Here is a 5,034-nt window from a genome sequence, read left to right as displayed (position 1 = left end):
GGGCACGGCCATGCCGAGCCGTCCCGCCAGTCGCGCCGCCCTGTCGGTTCGCCCCTTCTCGACCAGGAAGTCGAGGGATTCGGGCAGGAGCCAGAGCATGAGGGGCACCGCCAGGATCGGCAGCGCGCCGGCCAGCACCACGGGGCGCCAGCCGTGGTCGGGAAGGAGCCAGCGCCCGACGAGGGCGGCGGCCAGGATGCCGAGCGAGTAGCCGGAATACATGAGCCCGTAGTTGAGGCTGCGCCGCTGCGGCGGCGAGTACTCGACGGTGAGCGCGGCGGCGATCGGGATGATGCCGCCAAGGCCGAGGCCCGCCACGAAGCGCAGGAGGCCGAAGACCAGGGGCGTGGGCGCCATGGCGGTGGCCGCCATGCAGAGCGTGAAGAGCGACAGGCAGGCGACGAAGAGCGGCTTGCGTCCGTAGAGGTCGCTCAAGGTGCCGACGAGGAGGCCGCCGATCAGCATGCCCACGACGGTGTAGCTGCCGAGCGCGCCGAGCTGGATCGGCGTGAGGTTCCAGCCGGTCTCGTTCGCCAGCGCCGGGAGGACGGCGCCCAGAACGCCGACGTCGTAGCCCTCCGCCAGGATCGCGAGCCAGCACAGGAGCAGGACGAGGCGCGTCGTGCGCCGCGCGCTGGGCGGCCAGGCGACATCGGAGACGGCGGCTGGAACGGGTGGGGCGGCGGCCATCGGCGGTTCTCCGGGGACATCGAGGCGGGGGCGAAGGGGAGGGGGCGGGCCGCCCCCTGTCCCGGGACGGATCAGAAGATGCCGGTCTCCTCGGCGACGCGCCGGTAGGCGGCGCCGGCGGTGAAGCCGCCGTCGATCACGATGTCCTCGCCGGTGATGAAGCCGGAGGCGTCGGAGGCGAGGAAGAGGACGAGCTCGGCGATCTCCTCCGGTGCGCCCGAGCGGCGCATCGGCGTCATCTCGATCATCGGCTTGAGGTGCGGGCTGTCCTTGTTGAGCCCCGTCACGACGAGGCCGGGGCAGATCGCGTTGACGCGGATGTTGTGGCGCGCGAACTCCATCGCCGCCGAGCGCGTCAGGCCGCGCAGTCCCCATTTCGAGGCCGTGTAGGCCGGATCGTAATGGCCGGAAAAGCCGCTGTTCGACGAGATGTTGACGATCGAGCCGCCGCCGCCCTCCCGCATCAGGGGCACGGCGGCCTGCGTGCCGAGGAAGGCGCCGGTCAGGTTCACGTCGAGCACGCGCTTCCAGGCGTCGAGCGCGGTGGACGCGACCGTGGTGCGGTTGATGATGCCGGCATTGTTGACGAGGACGTCGAGCCGGCCCTTCCACTCGCGGCAGGTCCGGACCGCCGTCTCCCAGTGCTCCGGGTCGGTCACGTCGAGGGCCTGGAAGCGGACGTCCAGCCCCTCCGCCCGCAGCGCCTCGGCATGGGCCTTCCCGTCCTCGAGAAGGACGTCGCCGATGAGGACGCTCGCGCCCTCGCGGGCGAGAAGCGCCGCTTCCGCCGCGCCCTGGCCCCGGCCGCCGCCGGTGACGAGCGCAACGCGCCCCTGGACCCGGCCGCTCATGCCGCCCTCCTGTCGCGCGCGGCGACGGTGCGCTGGCGCTGCTCGCCCAGGCCCTCGATGCCGAGATGCATCTCCTGGCCCGCGCGCAGGAAGACCGGCGGCTTGAGGCCGAGCCCAACGCCCGGCGGCGTGCCGGTCGCGATGATGTCGCCGGGCTCCAGCGTCATGAACTGCGAGAGGTATGAGACGAGATGGGCGACGCCGAAGATCATCGTGCGCGTGTTGCCGGTCTGCCGGCGCACGCCGTCCACATCCAGCCAGAGGTCGAGCGTCTGCGGGTCGGGGATCTCGTCCGATGTCACCAGCCAAGGGCCGACGGGGCCGAACGTGTCGTGGCTCTTGCCCTTGGTCCACTGGCCGCCGCGCTCGGACTGGAAGGCGCGCTCCGACACGTCGTTGACGAGGCAGTAGCCGGCGACGTGCGCGAGCGCGTCGGATTCCGGGACGTATTTCGCCACCGTGCCGATCACGACGCCGAGCTCGACCTCCCAGTCGGTCTTTTCCGATCCGCGCGGGATTTCCAAGTCGTCGTGGGGGCCGCAGACCGCGCTCGTCGCCTTCATGAAGACGATCGGCTCGGCCGGCGGCTCCTTGCCGGTCTCGCGCGCGTGATCGGCGTAGTTGAGGCCGATGCAGATGAACTTGCCCGGCCGCGTGACGCAGGCGCCGAGGCGCGCTCCCGCCGGCGCAAGCGGCAGGGACGCGGGATCGAGCGCGGCAAGGCGCGCGAGCGAGGCGGGCGAGAGCGCCGCACCGCCGAGGTCGGGCAGATGACCGGACAGGTCGCGCATCGCGCCCTCAGCGTCGAGAAGGCCGGGCTTCTCGGAGCCGGGCTCGCCGTAACGAAGAAGTTTCATGGGCCGATGCCTCCGGTCAGCGGGCCGGCGGCACGTAGCCGACCAGCGTCTCGTCGGGCACGTCCTCGAGGTTGACGACGATGTTGTCGGGTGTCCGGCAGGTCATCCAGACGAGTTCCTCGGTGGTCGACATGTTGACCTCGACATGGGGCATCAGCGGCGGCACGAAGACGAAATCGCCTTCCTCCATGTCGATGAACTCGGCATAGTTCTCGCCCCAGTAGATGCGGCCCCGGCCCTTCAGGACGTAGCCGCCCGTCTCGGCCTCGCCGTGGTGGTGGGGCAGCGAGCGGTAGCCCGGCTCGTTGGAGACCTTGCCGAACCAGATGCGGGTCGCGGGCGTGTGCTGGGGGCTGACGCCGGAGATGCGCTTGGCGCCGCCCGACTGGCCGGTGCCCGTGTGCTCTTGGTCCTTGCGGGTGACGACGGGCTTGACCGATGCTGGCATGGGTTCCTCCGGAAGGGGGGCGGCGCTGTGGCCGCTTCGGGTTGGAAGGCTTCGCGATGTTAGTTTAGATGTCAAGTATCGAGCGGCGGACCGGCTTGGCATGGAGAGGGCCGGCTGCCATAGCGGGAGCGGGTGGCGGGCAGGGCGCTGGGCGAGATGAGCGAAGCTTCGAAGGTCTGGATCGACGCGGAGACCAAGATCGACGACGCGGTGGGCGACGAGCACGACCAGCTGCGCCTGTGGCTGCGCCTCTTCAGCGTCTCGCGCCTGATCGAGAACGAGGTGCGGCGCCGCCTTCTCCAGGAGTTCGACACGACGTTTCCACGCTTCGACATCCTATCCCAAATCGAGCGCGCGCCCGACGGGCTGAACCTCGGCGAGCTGTCCCAGCGCCTCATGGTCTCGCCCGGCAACATCACCTCCGTCATCAAGCGCCTCGTCGACGACGGGCTGATCCGGCGCGAGCAGAACCCCCATGACCGGCGCGAGAGCTTCATCCACATGACGCCGCTCGGCCGTGCCGCCTTCGCCCGGATGGCGAGCGAGCACGAAGGGTGGATCCGCTCGCTGACGGCGGGCCTCGACGCGGGCGAGACGCGCCAGATGCTCGGGCTCCTGCGCAAGATGAAGGGCGCGACGCGGCAGGCGCTGACGACGGGCGGCGTCAGCTCGGATCCGGAATGACGGCGCTCGCGACGATCTCGACCTTGGCGCGGTCCTCCATGAGGGCCACGACCTGGACGGCGGCCATGGGCGGGAAGTGGCGGCCGATGACGCTGCGATAGGCTGCGCCGATCCGCTTCAGGCCCGACTTGTAGGCCTCGCGGTCGGTGAAGTACCAGGTCATCTGCACGATGTGCTCGGGCTTCGCGCCGCCTTCTTCCAGAACGCGCACGACGTTCCTGAGCGCCAGCTCTACCTGGTCGACGAAGTCGTCCGAGGTGAATCGACAGTTCTCGTCCCAGCCGATCTGCCCGCCGACCTGCAGGAACGTACCGCGCGCCTTGATGCCGTTGGCATAGCCGACCGGCTTGGCCCAGCCTTCGGGCTGGAGGATCTCGTGGCTCATGCGGCGGGCTCCATGTAGCGGGCGAGGCCGTCGCGCACGTCGTCCGGCCAGGGATGGGACTTGTGGTTCTCGAGCGAGGTCGCGACGATGCGCTGGCGCACCGTCCAGATCGTCTCGCCGCGCACGCTCACGACCGTCTCGAGGTCCAGCGAGGCGCGGCCGATCTTGCGGACGTGGACGGCGAAGTCGAGGACGTCGCCATAGGTCGAGGGGCGAACGAACTCGACGTTCAGCGTCACCGTCGGCAGGCCGATGCGGCGCTCGCTCATCAACTCCTTCCATGTGACGCCGATGCTGGCGAACATGGCCTCGTTGACGTCCACGAGCATCGAGAAATAGGCCGGGTGATAGGCGATCCCGGTGAGGTCGCAATCGCCGAAGCGCAGCGGCTTGGATTGGGTGAAGGGCATGGATCGAGGTTCTTTCAGCCGGCCATGACCTCGCCGCCCGAGACGGCGATGGCCTGGCCCGTGACGGCGGAGGCGGAAGGGAGGGCAAGCCAGAGGACCGCGTCCGCGACCTCGGCCGGCGTGACGAGGCGCCCCTGCGGATTGGCGCGCGTGAACTCGGCAAGCGCTTCCTCGCGCGTGCGCCCGGTCTTGGCGGCGATGCGCTCGACGGCCTCGGTGATGATCGGCGTGTCGGTGAAGCCGGGACAGACCGCGTTCACGGTGACGCCGGTCCTGGCAAGCTCCAGCGCGAGGGCGCGCGTCAGGCCGACGACGCCGTGCTTGGCCGCGCAGTAGGCGGTGACATAGGCATAGCCGGTCAGCCCCGCCGTGGAGGCGACGTTGACGATGCGACCGCCCGGCCCCCCGGCTCGGATGTCGGGAAGGGCGGCCTGCGTCACGTTGAAGACGCCGGTGAGGTCCACCGCGAGAACCTTCGCCCAAAGGTCGGCGCCGGTCTTCTCGAACGGCGCGCTCGGGGCCTCGCCGGCATTGTTGACGAGGATCGAGACCGGCCCGAACGCGTCCCGCGCGGCCTTGATGCCGGCGGCCACAGCGGCGGGATCGGTCACGTCGAAGCCGGCTGCGACAAAGGCCGTGCCCGTTCCGATCCGCCCGGCCACCGCGCGCAGCGGCGCCTCGCGGCGCCCGGCGAGCGTGACGCGCGCGC

At 70.3% G+C, this 5,034-nt stretch carries 8 protein-coding genes; 1 reads left to right on the top strand and 7 read right to left on the bottom strand.

Annotation, left to right across the window (positions count from 1 at the left end):
• The 4 genes from AUL35_RS09820 to AUL35_RS09805 form a co-directional block, all read right to left on the bottom strand.
• The coding region (locus AUL35_RS09820) for an MFS transporter (RefSeq protein WP_156417924.1) at positions 1 to 690 on the bottom strand (690 nt) is incomplete at its 3' end.
• A 71-nt stretch (positions 691 to 761) separates the two neighbouring features.
• Positions 762 to 1,541 carry an SDR family NAD(P)-dependent oxidoreductase gene (locus AUL35_RS09815; protein ID WP_062014464.1) on the bottom strand — a complete coding sequence of 260 codons (780 nt, stop codon included), beginning with the start codon at positions 1,539 to 1,541 and terminating at the stop codon, positions 762 to 764.
• Positions 1,538 to 2,398 carry a fumarylacetoacetate hydrolase family protein gene (locus AUL35_RS09810; protein WP_062014463.1) on the bottom strand — a complete coding sequence of 287 codons (861 nt, stop codon included), beginning with the start codon at positions 2,396 to 2,398 and terminating at the stop codon, positions 1,538 to 1,540. Before AUL35_RS09810 ends, AUL35_RS09815 begins: the two co-directional genes overlap by 4 nt.
• Positions 2,399 to 2,414: 16 nt before the next feature.
• On the bottom strand, positions 2,415 to 2,846 hold the full coding sequence (locus AUL35_RS09805) for a cupin domain-containing protein (RefSeq protein WP_062014462.1): 432 nt from the start codon (positions 2,844 to 2,846) through the stop codon (positions 2,415 to 2,417).
• Between the two features lie 156 nt (positions 2,847 to 3,002).
• Here AUL35_RS09805 and AUL35_RS09800 point away from each other — a divergent pair, with 156 nt between their 5' ends.
• Complete coding sequence (locus AUL35_RS09800; protein ID WP_062014465.1) at positions 3,003 to 3,530, top strand: MarR family winged helix-turn-helix transcriptional regulator; 528 nt, start codon at positions 3,003 to 3,005, stop codon at positions 3,528 to 3,530.
• Here AUL35_RS09800 and AUL35_RS09795 read toward each other — a convergent pair.
• The 3 genes from AUL35_RS09795 to AUL35_RS09785 all read right to left on the bottom strand — a co-directional run.
• Entirely contained in the window at positions 3,511 to 3,915 is a 405-nt protein-coding gene (locus tag AUL35_RS09795; RefSeq protein ID WP_062014461.1) for a RidA family protein, read from the bottom strand. The genes AUL35_RS09800 and AUL35_RS09795 overlap by 20 nt on opposite strands.
• A complete protein-coding gene (locus AUL35_RS09790) occupies positions 3,912 to 4,325 on the bottom strand; it encodes a thioesterase family protein (RefSeq protein ID WP_062014460.1) in 414 nt (137 codons plus the stop codon). The genes AUL35_RS09795 and AUL35_RS09790 overlap by 4 nt, the downstream gene beginning before the upstream one ends.
• 14 nt (positions 4,326 to 4,339) lie before the next feature.
• Positions 4,340 to 5,034, bottom strand: a 695-nt coding sequence (locus tag AUL35_RS09785; RefSeq protein WP_062014459.1) for an SDR family NAD(P)-dependent oxidoreductase, incomplete at its 5' end; no start/stop codon positions are given.

Origin of the sequence: Aureimonas sp. AU4 (assembly GCF_001463765.1) — a bacterium.
Classification (GTDB): domain Bacteria; phylum Pseudomonadota; class Alphaproteobacteria; order Rhizobiales; family Rhizobiaceae; genus Aureimonas.
Note: the sequence above shows the minus strand (reverse complement) of the source record. Positions and strands in the feature narration are given on the sequence as shown.